General features: G+C 73.4%; 13 protein-coding genes. 3 read left to right on the forward strand and 10 right to left on the reverse strand.

The window, feature by feature from the left end; genetic code table 11:
* The first annotated feature begins 86 nt into the window (after nucleotides 1–86).
* Entirely contained in the window at nucleotides 87–329 is a 243-nt protein-coding gene (locus ACWD5D_RS33555) for a mycoredoxin (protein ID WP_451376563.1), read from the forward strand.
* A 251-nt stretch (nucleotides 330–580) separates the two neighbouring features.
* On the opposite strand, the gene nudC is transcribed toward ACWD5D_RS33555, so the two are convergent.
* The 5 genes from nudC to ACWD5D_RS33580 all read right to left on the reverse strand — a co-directional run bounded on the left by nudC (nucleotide 581) and on the right by ACWD5D_RS33580 (nucleotide 11,175).
* Nucleotides 581–1,525, reverse strand: a complete 945-nt coding sequence (gene nudC, locus ACWD5D_RS33560) for an NAD(+) diphosphatase (protein ID WP_451376564.1) — start codon at nucleotides 1,523–1,525, stop codon at nucleotides 581–583.
* Nucleotides 1,526–1,680: 155 nt separating this feature from the next.
* Nucleotides 1,681–3,084, reverse strand: coding sequence for a dipeptidase (locus ACWD5D_RS33565; RefSeq protein WP_451376565.1), 1,404 nt, complete (start codon nucleotides 3,082–3,084; stop codon nucleotides 1,681–1,683).
* A 10-nt stretch (nucleotides 3,085–3,094) separates the two neighbouring features.
* On the reverse strand, nucleotides 3,095–6,787 hold the full coding sequence (locus tag ACWD5D_RS33570) for a UvrD-helicase domain-containing protein (RefSeq protein WP_451376566.1): 3,693 nt from the start codon (nucleotides 6,785–6,787) through the stop codon (nucleotides 3,095–3,097).
* Nucleotides 6,788–6,901: 114 nt separating this feature from the next.
* Nucleotides 6,902–10,402: an ATP-dependent helicase gene (locus ACWD5D_RS33575; RefSeq protein ID WP_451376567.1), complete on the reverse strand. Its 3,501-nt coding sequence runs from the start codon at nucleotides 10,400–10,402 to the stop codon at nucleotides 6,902–6,904.
* A gap of 266 nt (nucleotides 10,403–10,668) precedes the next feature.
* The gene (locus ACWD5D_RS33580) at nucleotides 10,669–11,175 is read right to left on the reverse strand and encodes an MGMT family protein (RefSeq protein WP_451376568.1); all 507 of its coding nucleotides are present in this window, start codon (nucleotides 11,173–11,175) and stop codon (nucleotides 10,669–10,671) included.
* 185 nt (nucleotides 11,176–11,360) lie between these two features.
* Between ACWD5D_RS33580 and ACWD5D_RS33585 the strand changes: the two genes are divergently transcribed.
* Both ACWD5D_RS33585 and ACWD5D_RS33590 read left to right on the forward strand, forming a co-directional pair.
* Nucleotides 11,361–14,264, forward strand: coding sequence for a lysylphosphatidylglycerol synthase domain-containing protein (locus tag ACWD5D_RS33585; RefSeq protein WP_451376569.1), 2,904 nt, complete (start codon nucleotides 11,361–11,363; stop codon nucleotides 14,262–14,264).
* Nucleotides 14,265–14,498: 234 nt separating this feature from the next.
* Nucleotides 14,499–16,043: an alpha/beta hydrolase gene (locus ACWD5D_RS33590; protein WP_451376570.1), complete on the forward strand. Its 1,545-nt coding sequence runs from the start codon at nucleotides 14,499–14,501 to the stop codon at nucleotides 16,041–16,043.
* A 320-nt stretch (nucleotides 16,044–16,363) separates the two neighbouring features.
* Here the strand turns inward: ACWD5D_RS33590 and moeZ are convergent, their stop codons facing one another.
* The 5 genes from moeZ to ACWD5D_RS33615 form a co-directional block, all read right to left on the reverse strand.
* On the reverse strand, nucleotides 16,364–17,542 hold the full coding sequence (moeZ, locus tag ACWD5D_RS33595) for an adenylyltransferase/sulfurtransferase MoeZ (RefSeq protein WP_451376571.1): 1,179 nt from the start codon (nucleotides 17,540–17,542) through the stop codon (nucleotides 16,364–16,366).
* A 63-nt stretch (nucleotides 17,543–17,605) separates the two neighbouring features.
* The gene (locus tag ACWD5D_RS33600) at nucleotides 17,606–18,355 is read right to left on the reverse strand and encodes a spherulation-specific family 4 protein (RefSeq protein ID WP_451376572.1); all 750 of its coding nucleotides are present in this window, start codon (nucleotides 18,353–18,355) and stop codon (nucleotides 17,606–17,608) included.
* The gene (locus ACWD5D_RS33605; RefSeq protein ID WP_451376573.1) at nucleotides 18,343–19,302 is read right to left on the reverse strand and encodes an NAD-dependent epimerase/dehydratase family protein; all 960 of its coding nucleotides are present in this window, start codon (nucleotides 19,300–19,302) and stop codon (nucleotides 18,343–18,345) included. Before ACWD5D_RS33605 ends, ACWD5D_RS33600 begins: the two co-directional genes overlap by 13 nt.
* Nucleotides 19,303–19,543: 241 nt before the next feature.
* Nucleotides 19,544–20,932, reverse strand: a complete 1,389-nt coding sequence (locus ACWD5D_RS33610) for a hypothetical protein (protein ID WP_451376580.1) — start codon at nucleotides 20,930–20,932, stop codon at nucleotides 19,544–19,546.
* 221 nt (nucleotides 20,933–21,153) lie between these two features.
* Nucleotides 21,154–22,929 carry a DUF3492 domain-containing protein gene (locus ACWD5D_RS33615; protein ID WP_451376574.1) on the reverse strand — a complete coding sequence of 592 codons (1,776 nt, stop codon included), beginning with the start codon at nucleotides 22,927–22,929 and terminating at the stop codon, nucleotides 21,154–21,156.
* Between the last annotated feature and the right edge of the window lie 140 nt (nucleotides 22,930–23,069).

Consider the following 23,069-nt stretch of genomic DNA (forward strand, 5'->3'; position numbering starts at 1 on the left):
GGATACCCCCGGCGGGAATGCCGGCCGGATCCCTTACGTTTGCCCTTCTGACCACTTCCCCGAAGCTGCCTGAGGAGCGCGGAGACATGCAGGGCACTGTGACGATGTACAGCACGACTTGGTGCGGCTACTGCCGGCGGCTGAAGAGCCAGATGGACCGCGAGGGCATCGCCTACACCGAGATCAACATCGAGCAGGACCCCGAGTCCGCCGCTTTCGTGGAGAAGGCGAACGGCGGCAACCAGACCGTTCCGACCGTGCGCTTCGCGGACGGCTCGACGCTGACGAACCCGTCGCTGGCCCAGGTGAAGCAGAAGATCGCCGCGTGACGCTCCGCGGGTTGCCCGCGGTGAACCAGCGGCAGGGCGGTCCCTGAGAGATCAGGGGCCGCCCTGCTGTGTCTTGTCCCACACCAGCGAGTAGCGCGATGGCGCAGTCCTCGATCGGCATGCCGGGCGGGCCGCCCGGATCATTTCCGGAGCGGTCCACCCCGGTGCCCGTCTCCGCCCTGGCGGCCGGCACGGCCCGGTGGTAGTGGACGTTGTGGTTCCGGTACGGGTCGCCGGTCACCCGTGACACCTCAGACGAAGCTCCGCGTCGGCAGAGGCCTGCCGTACCACATCTCGATCAGGCGGGCGGCGATGGAGATGCCGTACGGCGGCAGCACCTCGCCGGATTCGAAGGCCGCGTGGAGTTCCTCGCGGGAGAACCAGCGGGCCTCGTGGATCTCGTCGCCGTCGACGTTGATCTCGGTCGTGGTGGCGCGGGCCATGAAGCCGAGCATCAGGCTGGACGGGAAGGGCCAGGGCTGGCTGGCCACGTAGTCGGCCTGGCCGACGACGACGCCGGCCTCCTCGAAGACCTCGCGGCGCACCGACTGCTCGATGGATTCGCCGGGTTCGACGAAGCCGGCGAGCGTGGAGAAGCGGCCCTCGGGCCAGTGGACCTGGCGGCCGAGCAGGATGCGGTCGTCCTCGTCGGTGACCGCCATGATCACCGCCGGGTCGGTGCGCGGGTAGTGCTCGGCGCCGCAGGCGGGGCAGCGGCGGATGTGGCCGGCGGCCGCGATGACCGTGCGCTCGCCGCAGCGGGAGCAGAAGCGGTGGGTGCGCTGCCAGTTCTCCAAGCCGACCGCGTGCACCATCAGACCGGCGTCGCGCGGGGAGAGCAGCAGGCCCGCCTCGCGCAGCCCGGCGGGGCGGGCTGACTGGTCGATGCGGCCGGGAAGCGAGTCCTTCTGGAGCGCGAAGTAGCTGACGCCCTCCTCGTCGTTGCCCAGGAAGTAGCGGTGTGCCTCGGTGAGCGGCGCCTCGAAGGACGGGGTCATGACGAGTTCGGTCCGGCCGTCCGGCGTCTCGTCGATGAGCACCTGGCCGCCGGAGACGACGAAGCAGCGGGTCGTGGGGTGGCTCCACGCCGCCGCGAGCCAGGCCTCGTCGAGCCGGTGGTGGGCGGCGCGGTCGATGCCGCTCGCGGCGGTCAGTGAGATGGGGCGGTCGGCGGTGTGGTCGGTCCAGGTGGTCACGGGTGCTTCCAACTCCCCCAGTGGAACGGTTCGTTTGGGCGGGCGGTGCGGCAGGGTGTGGGCCGGACGGCACCGGTGCGGGCGCGGGCGGGGCGTGCGGGGCGGTTCTCCAGTGTGCCCCGCCCGCGACGCCCTCCCGGACGGCGCGGTCCGGGTCAGGGGGCGTGACGCCAGTTCTCGGCGAGGTCGCTCCACAGGTAGGCACTGGTCTCGACGCCCTTGAGGAGGAGGTCCAGCTCGACCTTCTCGTTCGGGGCGTGCCAGCCGTCGGAGGGGACGGAGATGCCGAGGAAGAGGACGGGGGCGCCGAGGATCTCCTGGAGGTCGGCGGCGGGGCCCGAGCCTCCTTCGCGGGTGAAGCGGACCGGTCCCTGGAAGGCACGGCCCATGGCGCGGGCCACGGACTGCAGCGCGGGGTGGTCGAGCGGGGTCAGGCACGGGCGCGTGGCGGAGCCGAAGTCGATCTCCAGCCGGATCCCGGCGGGCACCTGCTCGGCGGCCCAGGCGCGGACGGCCTTCTCGACGTGGTCGGGGTCCTGGCCCGCGACGAGCCGGAACGACAGCTTCACCAGCGCCGAGGAGGGGATGATCGTCTTGCTGCCGGCGCCCTGGTAGCCGCCGCCGATGCCATTGACCTCGGCGGTCGGGCGGGCCCAGATGCGCTCCAGGGTGGTGTGTCCGGCCTCGCCGTGGGTGGCGTGGGACTTGGCGGTGCGCAGCCACTGCTGCTCGTCGAAGGGAAGCTCGGCGAACAGCTCGCGCTCGCGGTCGGTCAGCTCGACGATGCCGTCGTAGAAGCCGGGGACGGCCACGCGCGCGTGCTCGTCGTGCAGGGCTGACACGAGGCGGGCGACGGCGGTGGCCGGGTTGGGGACGGCGCCGCCGAAGGAGCCGGAGTGGATGTCCTGGTCGGGGCCGTACAGCCGGATCTCGCACTCGGCCAGGCCGCGCATGCCGGTGCAGACGGTCGGGGTGTCCTCGGCCCACATACCGGTGTCGGAGACGATCACGGCGTCGGCGGCGAGCCGGTCGGCGTGCTCGACGACGAGGTCCCGGAAGTGCGGGGAGCCGGACTCCTCCTCGCCCTCGATCAGCAGCTTGAGGTTGACGGCGGGGGCGGTACGGCCGGTGGCGGCGAGGTGCGCGCGGACGCCGAGTGTGTGGAAGAACACCTGACCCTTGTCGTCGGCGGCCCCGCGCGCGTAGAGGCGGTTCTCGCGGACGACGGGCTCGAAGGGGTCGGTGTCCCAGCCGTCCTCGGGGGCGGCGGGCTGCACGTCGTGGTGGCCGTAGACGAGGACGGTGGGTGCCTCGGGGTCGCCCGAGGGCCACTCGGCGAAGACGGCCGGGGCGCCCGCGGTCGGCCAGACCTCGACGGTCGTGAAGCCGGTGTCACGGAGCCGGGCGGCGAGCCAGTCGGCGCTGCGCAGTACATCGGGAGCGTGGTCGGGCTGGGCCGACACCGAGGGGATGCGCAGCCAGGCGACGAGGTCGTCGAGGAAGGCGGCACGGTGCTGCTCGATGTACGTGCGGACGACGCTGTCCGGGGTCTGGCTCATGCATACGAGCCTATCGGCCCGCACCGGCATCCTCGGCGGGCGTTTCGTCACACCCCGGCGACCCCGATTGGCCGATTCGTACATTTGTGAGCAGCCGCTCCAGGGCGGCCCGGTCCGGCAGGTTCCCGGGCCGTACGACCTCGCCGGTGCGCACGTACAGGAAGGCCGCCGTGACCGATTCGGGCGGGATGCCCTGTTGCTCGGCCCAGCCCAGCCGGTAGACAGCTAGTTGGAGCGGGTCGGCGGTGCGGCCGTGGCCGGTCTTCCAGTCGACGATCTCGTAGGTCGCCTCGTCGCCCTCGCCGTTCCTGTACACGGCGTCGATCCGGCCGCGTACGACCCGGCCGCCGAGGGCTAGCTGGAAGGGGAACTCGACGCGGTACGGGGTGCGGTGGGCGTACTCGGTGCGTTCGAAGGCCTCCTTGAGGGTTTCGAGGTCGCGTTCGTCGGCGATCTCGGCGTCGCTGCCGGGCAGTTCGTCCGGCTCGAGCATGGGCAGCGTCAACTCCTCGAAGCGGGCTTCGACCCAGGCGTGGAACCGGGTGCCTCGGCGTGCGGCCGGTTGCGGAGGGCGCGGCATGGGGCGCGCGAGTTCCTGCGCGAGCCCGTCCGGGTCCGCCGCGAGGCGCAGCACCTGCGACGCGGTCAGCGTGACCGGTAGGGGGACGTCCGTGACGCTCTGCCGTGCGCGCGTCAGTTCTCCGGCGAGGGCGTCGAGGTCCCGGTCCCAGGACGCGACGGCACGGGCCTCCTCGGGGGTGAGGGGCGCGGGGCGGTGCGGCTCGGCGGGGTGGGTGTGCGGGTCCGCGGCCGGGGCGTGCGGGGGCTCGACCGGGGCGGGCGCCTGGTGGGGGATGGTCGGGCGGCCGACAGCCCGGGCGTCCCGGTCGGCGGGCTCCTGTGCGGGGGCGCCGTCGTCGTGGGGGTGCTCGTGCTCGTTCAGAGGCTCGTCGGCGTAGGGGCCTTCCGCGTGAGGGGCCTCCGCGGCGTGCGGGCCCTCCGCGTAAGGGGCCTCGTCGTACGGGTCCGCGTCGTACGGAGCCGGGTCGTACGGGTCCTCGCCGTCCGGGTCCTCGTCGTAGGGGTCGGTGCCGTACCCGCTCTCGGTGCAGGGGCCCTCGTCGTCCGGGGGCGGGGGCCAGTCGGGGTCGTCGAAGGTGTCCGGGTCGTGGGTGGCCGGCGGGGGGCCGTCGAGCCGGGTGGACAGGGCGTCCAGGTGGGCGAGGACGGTCTCGGCGGCGGCGCGGCGGCGGGCCAGGGCCGCGTCGTCCAGCGGCAGCGGCCACACCTGGTCGGCGGTGGCCGTGTGCAGGGCCGGGTTCTCCTCGTCCTCGGCGGGCTCGTCGGCCCACACCTCGATCTCGCCGTTTCCGGCGACGCAGTGCTCGTACAGGGCCTGGAGGAAGTCGGAGGGGCCGCGCGGCTTCTTCTGGCTGGGTCCCCACCAGTGGCCGGAGCCGATGAGGAGGGAGCGGGGGCGGGTGAAGGTGACGTAGCCGAGGCGGAGTTCCTCGGTGTGCTGGTGCTCCTTCATGGCCTCGTGGAAGGCCTTCATGCCGCGCGAGTCCCAGGTCTCGATGTCGGGCAGGGTGTCGGTGTCGCCGCGCAGGGCGTGCGGGAGCACCTTGGCCTGCGCGGTCCACTTCTCGCGGCCCTGTGCGCTGGGGAAGGTTCCGCCCACGAGTCCGGGGACGGCCACGACGTCCCACTCCAGGCCCTTGGACTTGTGCGCGGTGAGCACCTTGACGGTGTTCTCGCCGCCGGGCAGGGCGTTGTCGAGGCCCTTCTCGTACTGGGCGGCGGTGCGCAGGAAGCCGAGGAAGGCCAGGAGGGTGGCCTCGCCGTCGCCGGCCGCGAAGGAGGCGGCGACGTCCAGGAAGTTGGAGAGGGTCTCGCGGCGGCGGGCGGCCAGGGCGTGCGGGGACGCCGACAGCTCCACTTCCAGGCCGGTGACCGCCAGGACGCGGTGCAGGACGTCCATGAGCGGGTCGGACAGGGAGCGGCGCAGGTCGCGCAGTTCGGCGGCGAGGCGGGCGAAACGCACGCGCGCGTCCGGGGAGAACGGCAGCCCGTCGTCGTACCCACCCTCCTCCACGGGGGTCTCCAGGAAGGTGTCCAGGGCGTCCGCGAGCGATATCACCTCGGACGGGTCGACCCCCTCGACGGCCTCGGCGAGCCTGCGGTCGGGGTCGTCGGTGTCGCGGGCGTGGGCGTGGGCGACGAGCAGACGGGCGCGGCGGCCCAGGAGGGCGAGGTCGCGGGGGCCGATGCGCCAGCGCGGGCCGGTCAGCACCCGGACCAGGGACGCGTTGGCCCCGGGGTCCTGGAGGACCTCGCAGACGGCGACGAGGTCGGCGATCTCGGGCAGGTGCAGCAGCCCGGACAGGCCGACGACCTCCACGGGGACGTCCCGGGCGACGAGGGCGCCCTGGATCTCGGCGAAGTCGGTCGCGGTACGGCACAGGACGGCGATCTCGCCGGGTGCCGTGCCGGTGCGCACGAGGTGGGCGAGGGAGTCGGCGATCCAGTCGATCTCCTCGGCGTGCGTGCCCAGCAGGGCGCAGCGGACCGTGCCGTCCCGTTCGGCGCCGGGTGCCGGGCGGAGGGCCGCCACGCCCGCGTGCATGGCGCGCAGGGGCTCGGCGAGGCCGTTGGCGAGGTCGAGGAGGCGGCCGCCGCTGCGCCGGTTCTCGCTGAGTGCCTGGCGGGTGGCGGGGCTGCCGTCGGCGAGCGCGAAGTGCTCGGGGAAGTCGTCGAGGTTGGCGACGGAGGCACCGCGCCAGCCGTAGATGGCCTGGCAGGGGTCGCCGACGGCGGTCACGGGGTGGCCGGTGCCGGCGCCGAAGAGTCCCGCCAGCAGGACACGTTGGGCCACGGAGGTGTCCTGGTACTCGTCCAGGAGGACGACGCGGAACTCCTCGCGCAGCAGCCGGCCCACCTCGGGGATGCGGGCGAGGCGGGCGGACAGGGCGATCTGGTCGCCGAAGTCGAGCAGGTCGCGCTCGCGCTTGGCGGTGCGGTAGCGCTGGACGAGTCCGGCCAGTTCGCGGCGGGCGGCGGCGGTCTCGGGCACCTTGCGCAGGTCGGCGTTGGTGAGCTTGGCGCCCTGGAGGGTGTGCAGCAGGTCGGCGTCCCAGGCGCGCAGCTCCTGGGGGGCCACGAGGTGTTCGGCGAGTTCGGAGTCGAGGGTGAGCAGGTCGCTGACGAGGTCGGCGAAGGAGCGGGTGAGCGCGGGGTAGGGGCCGGGGGCCTCGCGCAGCACGCGCGCGGCGAGCTGGTAGCGGGTGGCGTCGGCCAGCAGACGCGAGGTGGGTTCGAGGCCGAGGCGCAGGCCGTGGTCGGTGAGCAGCCGGCCGGCGAAGGCGTGGTAGGTCGAGATGACCGGTTCGCCGGGCGGGTTGTCGGGGTCGATGACCTCCGGGTCGGTGACACCGGCCTTGATCAGGGCCTTGCGGACGCGTTCGGCGAGTTCGCCCGCGGCCTTGTTGGTGAAGGTCAGGCCGAGGACCTGCTCGGGGGCGACCTGCCCGGTGCCGACCAGCCAGACCACGCGGGCGGCCATCACGGTGGTCTTGCCCGAACCGGCTCCGGCCACGATCACCTGCGGGGCGGGCGGCGCGATGATGCAGGCCGTCTGCTCCGGGGTGAACGGGATGCCGAGGAGCTCCTTGAGCTGCTCGGGGTCGGTGATACGGGCGGGCATGTCGTCAGAGGCTAGCGGCGGGCACTGACATCCGAGGACCGATCGACCTCCCGGGGCGGAGGAACCGCAGGTCAACGCGTGTGGTGCCGTACGTCACCCCGCCGCGGGCACAGGTCACTCGACCACGTGCCGCCCCTCGGGCCGGGCGCTGCACGAGGCGCGGAACGCGCAGTGCGTGCAGTGCTGGCCGGTGGTCGGTGTGAACCGCTCGTCGAGGACCTTCCCGGCGGCGGTGGCGAGCAGGTCGCCGACCCACTCCCCCTCCAGCGGCTCCTGGGCCTGCACCTTGGGCAGGCTCTCACCGCCGTCCCGTTTCGCGGCCCCTTGCCGCAGATGCACCAGTTCGGCGCCTCCGGGTTCGGGGCGCCGGCCGTCGAAGGCGGCGTCGACGGCGCCCTCGTTCACGGCGAGCTGGTAGACGGCGAGCTGCGGATGGCGGGCCACCTCGGCGGCGCTGGGCGCCTGCTTGCCGGTCTTGAAGTCCACGACGTAGGCGCGGCCCTCGCCGTCCGTCTCCACGCGGTCCATCTGGCCGCGGATGCGGACCTCGTAGTCGCCCGCTTCGAGGGTGACGTCGAAGTCCTGCTCGCTGACCACGGGAGTGCGCCCGGTGCGGTCCAGCACGTGCCAGTTCAGGAAGCGTTCGAGCGCCACGCGCGCGTTGTCCTTCTCCTGGGCCGACTTCCAGGGCGCGTCGAAGGCGAGCGCGTTCCACACCGAGTCCAGGCGCTCCATCAGCACGTCGAGGTCGGCGGGGGTGCGGCCGGAGGCGACCTCGTCGGCGAGGACGTGGACGACGTTGCCGAAGCCCTGGGCCGCGGTGGCGGGCGCGTCGGCCTTCACCTCACGGCCCAGGAACCACTGGAGGGCGCACGTGTTGGCGAGCTGGTCGAGAGCGCTGCCGGAGAGGACGACGGGCTGGTCGCGGTCCCGCAGCGGCACCTTGCTCTCGGTGGGCTCGAACATGCCCCACCAGCGGTAGGGGTGCGCGGACGGCACCAGGGGGCGGCCGTCCTCGTCGGCGAGGGCGGCGAGCCTGGCCAGCCGGCGGGCGGCGGCCTCCCGCAGGGCCGCCGAGACGCGCGGGTCGACGGTGGTGGCGCGCAGCTCGGCGACGAGCGCGGCCACCGACAGGGGGCGGCGCGGGCGGGCGGTGACGTCGCGGGGTTCGACGCCCAGCTCGGTCAGGAAGCGGGAGGGCTGGTCGCCGTCGTCGGCGGGTGCCTTCACGGCGGTGACGACGAGACGCTCACGCGCGCGCGTGGCGGCCACGTAGAACAGCCGGCGCTCCTCGGCGAGCAAGGCGCCCGGGGTGAGCGGTTCGGCGAGTCCGTCGCGACCGATGCGGTCTGCCTCCAGGAGGGAGCCGCGGCGGCGCAGGTCGGGCCACAGCCCTTCCTGGACGCCGGCGACGACCACCAGCCGCCACTCCAGGCCCTTGGAACGGTGCGCGGTCATCAGGCGGACGGCGTCGGGCCGTACCGCGCGACGCGTGAGGGTGTCGGCCGCGATGTCCTGGGCCTCGATCTCCTCCAGGAAGTTCAGCGCGCCGCTGCCGCCGGTGCGCTCCTCCGCGCGCGCGGCCGTGGCGAACAGCGCGCACACGGCGTCCAGGTCACGGTCGGCGTTGCGGCCGGCCGCGCCGCCGCGCCGGGCGGCCCGCTCCAGACGCGCGGGCCACGGCGTGCCGTCCCACAGGTCCCACAGCGCCTCCTCGGCCGTACCGCCGCCGGCGAGCCGCTCGCGGGCCGTACGCAGCAGAGCGCCGAGGCGTTGCGCCCCGCGCGCGTACGCCGGGTCGTGCGCGACCAGCCGCTCGGGTTCGGCGAGCGCCAGTGCGAGCAGTTCGTCGGACGGTGGCGGCACCGGATTCCCGGCGACCCGTTCCTCCTCGCGCAGGGCACGCCCGAGCCGCCGCAGATCGGCGGTGTCCATGCCGCCGAGAGGGGAGGCGAGCAGCGTGAGCGCGGTCTCGGCGTCGAGCCAGCGCGTGTCGGGGGCGGATTCGGCGGGCGTCCGCTCATCAGTGGCGGGCGTCCGCTCGTCAGTACCGAGGGACGCCTGCTCGCCAGTACCGAGGGACGCCTGCTCGTCGTCGGCAGCATCGGCAGCGGCCCGGGCGTCGGCATCGTCAGCCGCCCACTCGTCGGCATCGACGGCTGCCGGCTCGTCGCCGTCGTCGGGCGCCCGCTCGTCGCCGTCGTGGGTCGCCCGCTCGGTGGTCTCCGCCGTGGCCGCCGCTCTGAGGGCCGTCAGCAGAGGCGCGACCGCCGGTTCGTGGCGCAGGGCCAGGTCGTCGCCGTCGATGTCCAGGGGGACGCCGGCGGCGGTCAGGGCGCGGCGGAGAGTGGGGATGGTCCGGGATCCGGCGCGCACCAGGACGGCCATGTCGCTCCAGGGGATCCCGTCCTCGAGGTGCGCCCGGCGCAGGATGTCGGCGACGTTGTCCAGTTCCGCACCGGATGTCGGGTACGTGTAGGCCTCGACGCGGCCGCCGTCGCCAACGGCGGCCGGTTCGCGGTGCGCGCGCGCCTTGTCGGCGGGCAGCCGGGGAAGCGGCATGCGCTGGGTGATCAGGCGGGTCGCTGCGAGCAGGGCGGCACCGGAGCGCCGGGAGGTGCGCAGCACCTCGACCCGGGCGGGGCGGCCGTCCGCACGCGGGAAGGCCTCCGGGAAGTCGAGGATGCCGTTCACGTCGGCGCCCCGGAACGTGTAGATCGACTGGTCGGGGTCGCCGAGGGCGACCAGGGTGCGGCCACCGCCCGCCAGGGCGTGCAGCAGCCGTACCTGGGCGGCGTCGGTGTCCTGGTACTCGTCGACGTACACGGCGTCGTACTGGGCGGCGAGCCGGGTCGCGACCTCGGGGCGGTGGGCGAGCAGCACCGCGCGATGGACCAGTTCCGCGTAGTCGATGACGCCCCGCAGGTCGATGACGTCGAGGTACTCGGCGAGGAACGCGGCGGCCGCCCGCCAGTCGGGCCGGCCGATGCGGCGGGCGAAGGCGTCCAGGGCGCCGGGGCCGAGGCCCAGCTCGCGGCTGCGGGCGAGGACGGCCCGGACCTCGTCGGCGAACCCGCGCGTGGTCAGGCAGGCACGCAGCTCGTCCGGCCAGCGCACATGTCCGAGACCGAGCCGCTCCAGCTCGGGCTGTCCGGCGAGCAGCTCGCGCAGGGTGACGTCCTGCTCGGGGCCGGACAGCAGGCGCAGCGGTTCGGTGAACAGGCCGGCGTCCTGGTGGGCGCGGACCAGGGCGTAGCAGTACGAGTGGAAGGTGGTCGCCCGGGGCGCGCGGGTCGCGCCGATGCGCAGGGCCATGCGGTCGCGCAGGTCGACGGCGGCCTTGCGGCTGAACGTCAGCACCAGGATGCGTTCCGGATCCGCGCCGCGGGCGATGCGCGCGGCGACGGACTCCACCAGCGTGGTGGTCTTGCCGGTACCGGGACCGGCAAGAACGAGGAGCGGGCCGCCCCGGTGGTCAACCACGGCGCGCTGTGCGGCGTCCAGACGAGGGGGATCCACTTCGGCCGGCGGGGTGCGGACCAGTCGGTAAGCGCCACGGGTCCCCTGTCGCACCTGGGGGTGCGGCAGTCGCCTGATGGAGGGAGAGGAGCTCACGTGGTTCGCCGGTCCTGGTGGTCTTGCTGGTGGGCAGGCGGTCACGCGTGCGAGGCGGTGGCCGCGGGGTGAGGGAGACACGTGCAGCCGACGCTACGCCGCCGCACCGGGCTGAAGCAGGACTTCCGCTTCTTCCCTCGCGACGCTCGCGGCTCTCGGGCCACGCGGGCCCCTCGTCTCACGAACGTACGTCATGCCACGGACGTCCCCCGTGTCCCTCGTACGGGCCACAGGTTCCCTCCGGAGGCAACGAATGGCGGAAGCTGTCAGGTGTGACCCTCTGTGCCCGCGTCCCGTGCGGCTGCTCCCATGTCGCCGGCGTCCACGTCGCCCGCGGCCATGTCGCCTGCGCCCACGTCGCACGCGGCCGTGTCGCCGTCCCACCGCGCCCGCCTCATGTCGAGCCGCGGCAGATGGCCCTCGCCGCTCCGGCTCGCCTGCTTCAGCGGGGTGCCCTCCTCGCGGTAGTGACCGAGCGCCTCCAGCTCGTGGCCGGGCAGCAGCACCCCGTCGGAGCGCACCACGCGCCACCACGGCACCGCGCCTCCGTAGAGGGACATCACCCGGCCCACCTGACGTGGTCCGCCCACCCGTCGCCCACCACCGCCCTTGCCGGAGAGCGCTTCGCGCTCGCCCCTCTCGCCTTCCAGCCACTCCGCGACGTCCCCGTACGTCATGACCCGGCCGGGCGGGATGCCCTCGGCGACGTCCAGGACACGCTCGGCGTACTCCGGAAGCGCGTCCGTGTCCTCGGCAGGGGTCCGCTCGCTCATTCGTCCCATCCTGCCGCACGGCACCGACAAGGCGGCCCGGACGACCGGGCCCGGACTCTCGCCCCCGAGCGGCCCTTCCGGCAGACTGTCCGCCCCCGCATCTGCACCCTGATGCCCGCGCGTGTCGGCTGGGCATGCCACCATCGTGCGGGCGGTGACCGGTGATACGAGACCAAGAAGAGACCATGAAACAGCAGGGCGTGCACCCCGAGGACGCGGAGGGCACCCCTGGCGCGGCCGCGCGCGCAGGCACCACCCCCGCGGGCGCGGACGACTCAGGCACCGGCACCAGCACTGGCACCGGCACCCCGGACAAGGACGAGGGTGTGCGGCCGTCGGACACGCGCACGCATGACGGCGCGGCCGGCGGTGACGAACCTGGCCGCGCGGCCCACGGCGACGAACGTGGCAGCGCGGCCGACGGCGACGAAGGGGCGCACGTCCCCGGGACCGCACGCACCGCACCGGTCCCCTGCGACGATCCCGACCCCGGCGATCCCCACCCCGACGAGGTCGAGGGCGACGAGCCCCTGCTTCCCGCGCGCGTGCACCGCCCCTCCGACCTCATGCGACTCCTGGTGGGCGTGCTCGCCATCGTCGTCCTGCTGGCGATCGCGGCGTTCGCGCACGGCACCACCTCAGGCCTCGAACAGGACATCAACAAGGGCACCGGCCAGGCTCCGGACCTGCTGATCAAGATCGCGGGACTCGCTTCGAGCATCGCGATCCTCCTGGTGCCGGTCGCCTTCGCGATCGAACGGCTGATCAAACGGGACGGACTGCGGATCGCCGACGGCGTCCTGGCGGCCGTCCTCGCGCACGGTGTGACGCTCGCCACCGACCTGTGGGTGGCCCGGGGCGCCCCCCACTCCATCCAGGAGGCGCTCACTCAGCCCTCGCCGGGCGACCTGAACGCCCTGACCGATCCGGTGCACGGCTATCTCGCGCCCGTCATCGCCTACATGACGGCCGTCGGCATGTCCCGCAGACCCCGCTGGCGCGCGGTGCTGTGGATCGTGCTGCTGCTCGACGCCTTCTCCATGCTGGTCACCGGCTACACGACCCCCTTCTCGATCATCCTGACGGTGCTGATCGGCTGGACCGTCGCCTACGGCACGCTGTACGCCGTCGGCTCGCCCAACGTCCGGCCCACCGGGCGGACCCTGATGGCGGGGCTCCGGCACGTCGGATTCCACCCGGTCACCGCGGCCCGCGAGGAGATCCTGGACACGGAGAACGGCGACCGCGGGCGGCGGTACTTCGTCACCTTGGAGGACGGCCCGCCGCTGGACGTCACGGTCGTCGACCGGGAGCAGCAGGCCCAGGGCTTCTTCTACCGGGCCTGGCGCAACCTGACCCTGCGCGGCTTCGCCACCCGCTCCAGCCTTCAGTCGCTGCGGCAGGCGCTGGAACAGGAGGCGCTGCTGGCGTACGCGGCGATCGCGGCCGGCGCCAACGCGCCCAAGTTGATCGCCACCTCCGAACTCGGCCCGGACGCGGTGATGCTCGTCTACGAGCACACCGGCGGACGCACGCTGGACTCCCTGGCCGACGAGGAGATCACCGACGAGCTACTGCGCAACACCTGGCACCAGGTGCAGGCCCTGCAGTCCCGGCGCATCGCGCACCGCAGGCTCGCCGGTGACGCCGTTCTGGTGGATCGTTCCGGCAAGGTGATCCTCGCCGAGCTGCGCGGCGGCGAGATCGCGGCAGGCGAGCTGCTGCTGCGCATGGACGTGGCGCAGCTGCTCACCACGCTCGGTCTGCGGGTGGGCGCCGAGCGGGCCGTCGCCTCGGCGGTCGGCGTGCTCGGCCCCGACGCGGTCGCCGACTGTCTGCCGATGCTTCAGCCCATCGCGCTGACGCGCTCCACGCGCGCGACGCTGCGCCGGCTGGCCCGGGAACGGGCCCACCGCGAGCGCGAGGCGGTGCTGGAGGCGTCCCGCCAGGACAAGCTGGCCCGGCAGGAGGCCTCCGAGACGACCGGGACCGTGGTCGAGAAGCCCGACAAGAAGGCGGTCCGCGCCGAGCAGCGCGCCGAGAAGCGGGCCATCGACGAAGCCCTGGACGAGGCCCGCGAGGAGGATCTGCTCACCCAGATCCGGCACCAGGTGCTGCGCATCAGGCCCCAGGCGCCCGTGGAGCCGGCCCGTCTGGAGCGGGTGCGGCCCCGCACTCTGATCAGCTTCATCGCCGGTGCCATCGGTGCCTACTTCCTGCTGACCCAGCTCACCCACATCGAGTTCGGTCCGCTGATCGCCAACGCCCAGTGGGGCTGGGTGCTCGCCGCGGTGCTGTTCTCGGCGCTCAGTTACGTGGCCGCCGCGATGGCGCTGCTGGGGTTCGTGCCGGAGCGGGTGCCCTTCCCGCGCACGGTGGCGGCCCAGGTCGCCGGGTCCTTCGTGAAGATCGTCGCGCCTGCGGCCGTCGGCGGCGTCGCCCTGAACACGCGCTTCCTCCAGCGTCAGGGGGTGCGCCCGGGGCTCGCCGTGGCGAGCGTGGGCGCCTCGCAGCTGTTCGGGCTCGGCTGCCACATCCTGATGCTGCTGTCGTTCGGCTATCTGACCGGCACGGAGAAGACGCCGTCGCTGTCGCCGTCCCGGACGGTCATCGCGGGTCTGCTGACCGTGGCGGTGCTGGTGCTCGTGGTGACCTCGGTGCCGTTCCTGCGGAAGTTCGTCGTCACGCGCGTGCGGTCGCTGTTCGCCGGTGTCGTGCCGCGCATGCTCGACGTGCTCCAGCGGCCGCAGAAGCTCGTCACCGGCATCGGCGGCATGCTCCTGCTGACCGCCTGCTTCGTGATGTGCCTGGACGCCTCCATCCGCGCGTTCGGCAACGGTCACGCCTCGCTGAGCATCGCCAGCGTCGCCGTCGTCTTCCTCGCCGGAAACGCGCTCGGCTCGGCCGCGCCGACCCCGGGCGGTGTGGGCGCGGTCGAGGCGACCCTCACGGTCGGTCTGATCGCCGTCGGCCTCCCCAAGGAGGTCGCCGCCCCTGCCGTCCTGCTGTTCCGGCTGCTGACCCTGTGGCTGCCGGTGCTGCCGGGGTGGCTGGCCTTCAACCAGCTCAGCCGCAAGGGAGCCCTGTAGGAACACCCGGGGCGCCCCGTCGACCCGGCAAGCAGGCGCGCCCTCGCGCCCCGGCCCTCGAATCCGACCCCGGACACCCCGGCGACCCGGCGACCCGGCGACCCGGCGACCCGGCGACCCGGCGACCCGGCGACCCGGCGACCCGGCGACCCGGCGACCCGGCGACCCGGCGGAACGTACCTCGTACGGCTCGTGTCCCGCGCGCCGCCGCCCGCGCGCCCGCAGGATGGCTATATGGCGAACCCTTCCCGGCTGCGTGCCGCTGCCCTGACCACGAGCGCCGCGCTACTGACCACCTTGCTGGCCGGATGCGGCGGCAGTTCCGGGGTCGGGGACCTGACGGCGCAGAAGCTGGACTGGACCGACTGCCCGGCGCCGTCCGAGGCGGAGGGCGCCGGCAGCGCCCCGTCCCCGCTGCCGGGCGGCGCCAGGTGGCAGTGCGCCACCATGAAGGCGCCGCTGGACTGGAGCAGGCCCAAGGGCGCCACCATCGACATCGCCCTGATCCGCGCCCGGGCCAGCGGGCCCGCGAACAAACGGATCGGCTCGCTCCTGTTCAACTTCGGCGGCCCCGGCGGCAGCGGCGTGACCACGCTGCCCGCCTTCGCCCAGGACTACACCGCCCTGCGCGCCCGCTACGACCTGGTCAGCTTCGACCCGCGCGGAGTCGGCCGCAGCGCGCCGGTGAAGTGCCTGAACGACGCCCAGCTCGACGAGTACTTCCAGCAGGACGCGACCCCCGACGACAGCGCCGAGCAGACCGAGCTGGTGAACCGCACCAAGCAGTTCAACAACGCCTGCGAGCAGAACTCCAGGAAGGTCCTGCCGCATGTGCGCACCACCGACGCGGCCCGCGACATGGACCTGATGCGCCAGGTCCTGGGCGACGCCAAGCTGCACTACTTCGGCATCTCCTACGGCACCGAACTCGGCGGCGTCTACGCCCACCTGTTCCCCGAGCACGTCGGCCGGGCCGTTTTCGACGGGGTCGTCGACCCCACCGAGGACCCCGAGCAGAGCGCCCTCAGCCAGGCGAAGGGCTTCCAGCTCGCGCTCGACAACTTCGCCGAGGACTGCACGTCCAAGACCACCGAATGCCCGATCGGCGACACCGCACAGGACGTGAAGGACCGTATCGCCACATTGCTGTCGGACCTGGACAAGAAGCCCATCACCGGCATCTTCCCGCGCGAGCTGACCCAGACCGTGGCGACCAACGGCATCGCGCAGTCCCTGTACTCGAAGGACTTCTGGGAGTACCTCACCGAGGGCCTGGAGGAGGCGTACGACGGTGACGGCAAGATCCTGATGCTGCTGTCCGACTCGCTGAACGGCCGCAGCGAGAACGGCGAGTACAGCAACCTCACCGCGGCCAACATCGCCATCAACTGCGCCGACGACAAACCCCGGTACAGCACGGACTTCGTCCGGCAGCGGGTTCCCGAGTTCCGTGCCGCCTCGCCGCTGTTCGGGGACTTCCTGGCCTGGGGCATGGTCAGCTGCACGAACTGGGCGGTACCGGGCGCCGCCGACCATCCCGAGGTCAGCGCCCCCGGATCGGCGCCGATCCTCGTCGTCGGCAACACCGGTGACCCGGCGACCCCGTACCAGGGCGCCCGGCGGATGGCGCAGGCCCTCGGCAAGGGCGTCGGCGTCGAGCTGACGTACAAGGGCCAGGGGCACGGCGCGTACGACAGCAAGAACAAGTGCGTACAGGGCGCGGTGAACAGCTACCTGCTGGACGGGAAGGTGCCGAAGGCGGGCACGGTCTGCTCCTGACGACGGGACGCCGCGCCTCCGCTCCGGCTCACTCCCGACCGCCGGTCCGGCGCACCCGCGATCCCGCCGTCGTCCGCTTCGACGACGCGGCACGCGCCCTGAGCGCACGGGCCGACGCCCGCCGCGAGAGCATGGCGATGCGCACGCTCACGGCGGTCCCCGCCCAGCGGGACACCGCATCCGCGCCGGACATCGAACCCGTCGGCGCCTGACCCCGCAGGCGCCGCCCACGGAAGGTCCCGCCCACGGCAGAGGCCCGCAGCTCCGAACCACTCGGAACCGCGGGCCTCTTCGCTCGCGCCGGTCGGCCGGCGGGCCGGTCAGTAGACCGGCTTCTCCGGCTCGATCTGGTTGACCCAGCCGATGACGCCGCCGCCGACGTGGACGGCGTCGGCGAAGCCCGCGGACTTCAGGACGGCGAGGACTTCCGCACTGCGGACACCCGTCTTGCAGTGCAAGACGATCTTCTTGTCCTGGGGCAGGCCCTCGAGGGCAGTGCCCATGAGGAACTCGTTCTTCGGGATCAGCTTGGCGCCCGGGATGGAGACGATCTCGTACTCGTTCGGCTCGCGGACGTCGATGATCTCGATGTTCTCGCCGTCGTCGATCCACTCCTTGAGCTGCTTCGGAGTGATCGTGGAGCCGAGCGCCGCCTCCTGGGCCTCCTCGGACACGACGCCGCAGAAGGCCTCGTAGTCGATGAGTTCCGTGACGGTCGGGTTCTCACCGCAGACGGCGCAGTCGGGGTCCTTGCGGACCTTGACCTGGCGGTACTGCATCTCCAGGGCGTCGTAGATCATCAGGCGGCCGACGAGGGGGTCGCCGATGCCCGCGAGGAGCTTGATGGCCTCGTTGACCTGGATGGAGCCGATGGACGCGCAGAGCACGCCCAGGACGCCGCCCTCGGCGCAGGAGGGGACCATGCCGGGGGGCGGGGGCTCCGGGTAGAGGCAGCGGTAGCAGGGGCCGTGCTCGGACCAGAAGACGGAGGCCTGGCCGTCGAAGCGGTAGATCGAGCCCCACACGTACGGCTTGCCCAGCAGCACGCACGCGTCGTTGACCAGGTACCGGGTCGCGAAGTTGTCGGTGCCGTCGATGATCAGGTCGTACTGGCTGAAGATGTCCATCACGTTGTCGGCCTCGAGCCGCACTTCGTGAAGGACCACGTTCACGTACGGGTTGATGCCGAGCACGCTGTCGCGCGCGGACTCGGCCTTGGAGCGGCCGATGTCGGACTGGCTGTGGATGATCTGACGCTGCAGGTTCGACTCGTCGACCTCGTCGAACTCCACGATGCCGAGGGTGCCCACACCCGCGGCGGCCAGGTACATCAGCGCAGGGGAGCCGAGGCCGCCGGCGCCCACACAGAGCACCTTGGCGTTCTTCAGCCGCTTCTGCCCGTCCATCCCGACGTCGGGGATGATCAGGTGGCGGGAGTACCTGCGGACCTCGTCTACGGTGAGCTCAGGAGCTGGCTCGACCAGGGGTGGCAGCGACACGGAGACTCCGTTGGTCGGTCGATCACTACGGTTGTTCTTCTCGTAACACTGCCACGGCCTTCTTCATTCCGAGACACCCGTTCCGACCCGCGAGACGATTTCGTCCCAGTAGCCGGGCATGGCCTCCCAGGGGTCCACCCGGCCGCCCCGATCGGAGCGGTCGGTGAAGTAGATCGTCGCCGCGCCCTGCCAGCGCGCGATGCGCAGTGCCTCCTCCAGGTGACCGCGGGGCACACCGTGCACGAAGTGGCAGAAACGGTCGGGCGGATAGTCCGCGGTCCACTCGGCGACCTGCGACCAGCGGTAGTCGGCCCAGGAGCCGCTGAAGGTCACCAACTGGTCGGCGTTCTCCGCGTACCCGGGGTGCGGATGGGTGCCGTGGCCGAGGACGATGTGGGCAGTGTCACTGATCGCCCGCAGCGCGGTGATCACGCGGCGGACCTCGGGGAGCGCGGTGCGCTCGGTGGGGCAGCGGTCCAGCAGGAAGCCGTCGACCCGGTACCAGTCGAGGTGGCGGTGGGCGTCGGTGAGCAGGTCGGCTGCGGCACGGGCGCCGTGGGCGAGGTCCAGATGGCCGAGGACGCGAACGCCTCGGTTGCGCAGCCGTCCGGTGGCTTCCAGGCAATGCGGGTCGGGGCGGGTGCCGGGCCCGGCGGCGACGTTCAGGACCACCCAGTCCAGCGGGGTGCCGGGGCGGGCGAGTTCGGCCCACTGGGCCGGGGAGACCAGCGGGTGGGCGTAGCCGGGGACGCCGAGGGCGGTCCGGGTCCCGGTGCTCGTGCCGCCCGCTGTGGTGCTGGTCAGATGCGGCATGCCGCCTCCATCCAGATGTCGGCGAGGGATTCCTCGAGGTTGATGCGGGGCCGCCAGCCGAGCCGGTCGCGGGCGGTGCGCACGTCGGCCTGCTGCCAGCTGCCGCAGCCGTCCGGGTACGGGTAGGCGAGCGGCGCCGCGTGGTCGGAGTCCCCTCGGGGGCCGGCGAGGGTGCCGCGCAGCGGGCCGGGAGGGGCGTCGAGTTCGTGCAGGGCGCCGCCGTATCCGGCGACCCGGGCGAGGACGGCGGCGGCGTCGCGCAGGCGGACCGCGCGGCCGGAGCCGATGTTGATGACGCCCTGCGCCGCGGAGAGCGAGGCGGCGTGCACGGCGCGGGCGACGTCCCGGACGTCGATGAAGTCGCGCTGGACGCCGAGCCCGCCGAGCTTGAGTTCCCCGTCGCCGGACTGCATGGCGCGGCGCATGGCCTCGGCGAGCCGGCCGAGCGGGGAGCCGGCCGGGGTGCCGGGTCCGGCGGGCGAGAAGACGCGCAGCACGACGGCGTCGAGGCCGGAGCCGAGGACCAGTTCGGTGGCGGCGAGCTTGCTGACGCCGTACGGGCCGCCGGGGCGGGGGACGGAGTCCTCGGCCGTGGAGGAGCCGGACTGGCTGGGGCCGTACTCGGAACCGCAGCCGATCTGCACCAGGCGGGCGCCGCAGCCGCTGCGCCGCAGGGCCTCGCAGACGGTGGCGACGGCGACGGTGTTGTGCCGGGTCAGTTCGCGGGCGCCGCCCCGGGTGGCGCCCGCGCAGTTGATGACGACTCCGGGGTGGACCGCGTCCAGGAAGCGGGTGAGCGCTCCGGGACTGCCGGTGGCGAGGTCGAAGCGGACGTCGGCGTCGTCGCCGCGACCGAGCGCGGTGAGCTGGACGGCCGGGTCGGCGAGCAGGCGGTCGGCGACGAAGCGGCCGATGTATCCGTTGGCTCCGATCAGCAGAACTCTCATCGGGTGGCTCCCGGGGTGTGCGCGCCGGCGGAACCGGCCGTGGCGATGGCTCCGGTTGCCCCGGACGCTCCGGCGGTTCCGGTGGCTCCGGACGCTCCGGGTCGGGTGGTCATCTGGTGGTCTCCTTCAAAGGGGTGATGCGGTCGCCTCCGGCGGTGGGCCGGGTGCCGACGGCCGCCTGGTTGCGTCACGCGTGCGCGGCGGACGGCAGTGGCCTCGGGTGGGGCCGGTGGCGGAAGGTTCACTCGGGTGCTCCCGTGGGCGCGTGGGCCGAGGCGCGGGTGAGGGTGCGCAGGGCGTGGACCAGCAGGGTCAGGGCCGCGGTGCCGCAGGCGAGGGCCGGGACCACGGCCACGCCCCAGGTGTCCACGAGGGCCTGGACGGGGGCGGCCAGGAAGGCGAAGCCGGGCAGCCGGCCGGCCAGGAGCAGTGCGGGAGCCACCAGTTCGATCGCGCCCGCCGCGCCGAGCACGAGGGCGGGGGCGTGGCGGTGGTGGTGTACGACGAGCAGGCGGGCGATCAGGAGGAGGGCGCCGAGGGTGAGTGCCTGCGCGTAGCCCGCGTCTTCGTGGAGCGCGGCGGCGCACAGGGCGAGCAGGGCGGTGAGGGCGCCGAGGAACAGGGCGAACGTGCCGAGCAGCAACGGCCGGGCGGCGGCGCTGAAGTCCTCCAGGCCGCGGCTGCCGGCGAGCCTGCGGCGGGCGCCGACGGCGAGGAGGTGGGCGCACCAGGCGGCGGGGGCGCAGGCCAGGGCGAGTGCCAGGGCGGGTGCGGTGGTCATCGGCCAGGGTCCGTCGGGGGCTCCGTCGGGCAGGGCGTCGGGGCCGGCGGACACGATGGCGCCCAGGAGTCCGTCGCCGAGGAGGGCGTATCCGAGCAGCCAGAGCGTCCACGCGCGCGTGCCGGTTTCCGCCGACCGGGGCGCTGTACCGGGCCGGCCGGCGAGGGGCCCGTGACGCAGGGCCGTCCGGACGGCCAGGGCCACGGCGAGCAGTCCGCCGAGGGCCACGAGCAACCGGGCCTGGCCGTGCGTGAGGCGCAGCCCCGTCACCGTGACCGTGCCGAGCACGCCGGGCAGGAGGGTGAGCAGGACCCAGTCGGCGCGGACGCGGGGCCCGGGCTCGGACTCGGCCTGGGGGCGCGGTTCCCCGTCGCGGGGCACGCGCGCGTACAGCTCCTCCGCGAGCGAGAAGACGTCACGGTGCCGGAACCGCGCGGCTGTGCGGTCGGTGACCCCGTGCGCCTCCAGCCCGGCAGCGATCTCCAGCGGATCCACGGCCCGCTCGCACAACTCACGGTGCCGGTGCAACAGGGCTTTCACCGGATCCGCGACGCCTCGCCGAGGGACGGTTCTACGACTTCTGCCACCGTCGGCGTCGCCGCCCTCGGACCGCCCCGACGCCGACGCCAACGCCGACGCAGACGCAGACGCCGACGCCGACACAGACGCAGCCCGGGATGCTCCGGCGGACCCCTCGGCGGCCTCCGCGAACGAGGGTGAGACTCCCGTCGAAACAGAAGCGGAACCCTTCGCCCACGCCCACGTCCCCGCCCCGACCCCTGCCCCCGCCGAAGCCACCGCCAGCCACTCCCCCGACCGGTCGTCCCACGCCTCCGCGGCGCTCGGCATCCCGGGGAGGTCGCTCTCGCTCGCCTCGCGGGCGGTGTCTTCGTCAAGCTCGCGCACCGTGTTCTCGTCCAGCTCGCGCACCGTGTTCTCGTCCAGCTCGCGCACCATGTCCTCGTCCAGCTCGCGCACGGAGTCCCCGTGCGGCTCGCTCTCCATGTCGTCGCCGGCCGCGAAGGGACCGTTCCTCGGCGGGAGTTCGCCGGAGTTCATGGCGTCCCCGTTCACAGCGCGCCCTCCGAAGCGGCCAGTGGCTTCGCGCGGACCGGGCTGCCCGCGGCCCAGCCGGGAACGCCGCGGGTCAGGACGCGGGCCGTGGGGCCGGTCCAGCGGCCGGGGACGTGGGCCTCGGCGGGTGTCGCGAACGGGAGGGGCTCGCCCGCCTCGTCCAGGACGACGCGGCGTACCGGACAGTGCGAGACGATCTCCAGGTAAATGCCGTGAAATGCCTCGATGTTCTGCTCAACGGTGAACAGTTCGAGCGCGCGGGCGCGCGCTGCGGCCCCGAGGCGCTCACGGCGCTCGGGATCGCGCAACAGCGCCACGCACGCCTCGGCGAGCGCCCGCGGATTGCGCGGCGGCACGACCAGTCCCGTGCCGCCGATGACCTCGACCACCGCACCGACGTCCGTGGAGACGGTCGCGCGGCCGCAGAACATGGCCTCGACCAGGCTGACCGGGAAGCCCTCGACGACGCTGGAGAGGACGACGACGGCACCGGCGGCGTACGCGTCGGGCAGGGTCGGGGCCTCGGGGCAGCCGATCTCCTCGAAGGAGACGGGGTTGTCGCCGACCGCGTGCACACCCTCCGCCTCGTCCGGGAAGAGCTGGGCGGCGAGCGCCCGGCAGTGCCCCAGGTAGGCCTCGCCCTCCGCGTCCGCGGGCACGCCGACGATGCGCAGCCGGGCCTTGGTCTCCTCCTTGCGGACCTCGGCGAACGCGTGCAGCAGCGACACCAGGTCCTTGGCGGGTTCGACGCGCCCCACCCAGACCAGCGTGTCCGGGTCGGCCCGGTCCGGGGACTCGCCGACCTCGGTGAAGCGGGAGGCGTCCATGCCCGGGTGGACGGTGCGGATCCGGGCGCGGTCGGCGCCGCAGTGCTCCTGCCAGCGGCGGGCGTGCGCGTTGCCCGGGGTGAGGATCTCGGCCCTGCGGTACACCTCGGCGGCGAGCCGGCCGTGGAACGCGGCGAGCAGCGCGCGGACGGCGGGGGCGGCCGCGTCGGGGCCGAGCGCCAGGTAGTGCGAGCGCAGTTGCACGCCGTACTCGGTGACCAGCAGGGGTACGCCGGAGAAGTGCCGGGCGAGCAGTCCGGGCACGGCTGCCGGGCCGCCGGCGGTGGCGTGGCAGAGGTCGGCCGCACCGAGGCCCTCGTCGCCGTACCAGTCAAGGGAGAGGGGGCGCAGGGCGCGTTCCAGATGGGCGGTGACGGTCAGCAGGTCGGGGACGCGCGCCTCGTGCGCCGTGCGCAGCGCTCCCGGGGCACGGCAGGCGCGTTCCAGGGCGCGTACGGCGGCGTCCGAGCGAAGCGCCCCGACCAGTCCGCCCTCGTCACGGGCGAGTTCGGCGAGGCCGTACAGCGCGGTGCCGAAACGGTCCGCCAGATCATCGGCCGAGGTCCGGAACCCGTCGGAGGACGTGACACCGACGCCGGCATCGACCCCTGCGCCCGTCCCTGCGCCCGTGCCCGTCCCCGCACCCGCACCTGCGCCCGCGCACACCGCCGCGAGCAGCTCTCCGTAGCACTCGGCGAAGCGCCGACGGGCACGTCGTCCGTGCACGGCCCCGTCGTCCTCGGCCGTCCACAGCGGAGCCGTACGCACGCGGCTGACCTGCGGCGGGAGCGAAACCCAGCCACTGTCCTCCTGGTGCCGACTGCGGCTGAGCGCGTAGACGTCGAACTCGTGCTGTCCGAGCCCGCGCACGAGGCGGTCGCACCAGAGTCCGGCGTCACCGCCCACATACGGGTAGCCACTCTCTGTCAGCAATCCGATGCGCACGCGTACACCCCCGATCTCCCGTGAGGAGGAGCCGCCGTCCGTCCCGACGGCTCACAGCGGGACGAACGTATGCGGACAAGGCGGTGGGGGGGGGGGTCGTGCGGCGGCGCGCTGGCCCCCCAACATCACACAATAGAATA

The sequence above is a fragment of the Streptomyces sp. NPDC002520 genome (assembly GCF_053595235.1).